This window comes from Amycolatopsis speibonae (genome assembly GCF_042647925.1).
Classification (GTDB): Bacteria; Actinomycetota; Actinomycetes; order Mycobacteriales; family Pseudonocardiaceae; genus Amycolatopsis; species Amycolatopsis speibonae.
Genome location: NZ_JBHRWK010000129.1, coordinates 1 through 1,200 on the forward strand (window position 1 = coordinate 1; position 1,200 = coordinate 1,200).

At 67.8% G+C, this 1,200-nt stretch carries 1 protein-coding gene; it reads left to right on the forward strand.

Features of this window, described 5'->3' with window-relative positions; genetic code table 11:
* Positions 1–50: 50 nt before the first annotated feature.
* Positions 51–1,200, forward strand: a 1,150-nt coding sequence (locus tag ACFOSH_RS42450) for an IS30 family transposase (protein ID WP_449224215.1), incomplete at its 3' end; no start/stop codon positions are given.

The following is a 1,200-nucleotide window of genomic DNA, read 5'->3' on the forward strand; positions in this document are numbered from 1 at the left end:
CCTTGGGTTCTAGTGGTGGTTGCAACACCTGACTTGTCTCAGGGGTTGTGTTGTTTGAGATCCGTGGGGATCGGTCGCCTCAGGGCCCGAGGAAGCTGCTCGCCGAGCGCCGCACATATCTTGATCTTGTGACGCGAGGGATGGGCACTGCGCAGGCGTGCCGGACGGTGGGAGTCAACCGCAGGACCGGGCATCGGTGGCGGCAGGGACGAGTGAGTCAGGCGGGACGGACGACGGACCGGTCGTCCGTCCCGCCTGCGCGTTCGCTTGAGCCTGTTCCCGCTGCTGGACCGCCGATTCCGGCTACCCGGTTTCTGTCCCGCGACGAGCGGTTGCTCATCGCGGATCTGGCGCGGGCCGGGCACGGGCCACGAGAGATCGGCCGCCGGCTCGGCCGTCCGGCCTCGACGGTCAGCCGGGAACTGGACCGCAACACCGACCCCGCCGACGGCGAGTATCTGCCTCACACCGCGCACGCCCGCGCCATGTCTCGCCGGCCGCGGCCCAAACCGGGCAAGATCGCGACCTCGCCCGAGCTGCGGGACCGGATCCAAGCCATGCTGGACGACCGGTGCAGCCCGGAACAGGCCAGCCGACGGCTGCGCCGCGATCATCCCGACCGACCGGAGCTGCACGTGGTCCACGAAACCATTTATCAAGCACTGTATGTCCAAGGCCGCGGTGAACTACGCCGCGAGCTCAAGGCCGCCCTGCGCACCGGCCGCACCCGCCGCAAACCCCGCACCACCGGGCAACAACGCCAGCCCCGGTTCACCGCACCGATGGTGATGATCAGCGAACGCCCGGCCGAAGCCGACGACCGCGCCGTCCCCGGACACTGGGAAGGCGACCTCATCATCGGCGAGGACGGCGCATCCGCGATCGGCACCCTCGTGGAACGCTCCACCCGCTACGTCATGCTCGTGCACCTCGGACAGTCCCGCACCGCCGAACACGTCCGTGACGCACTCATCACCACCATCCAGACCCTGCCCGAACACCTACGCCGGTCACTCACCTGGGACCAAGGCGCGGAAATGGCGCGACACCACGAATTCAGCATCGCCACCACCATGCCCGTCTACTTCTGCGACCCCCACGCACCCTGGCAACGCGGATCCAACGAAAACACCAACGGCCTGCTCCGCGAATACTTCCCCAAAGGCACCGACCTCAGCGTCCACACCCCCGAACACCTCA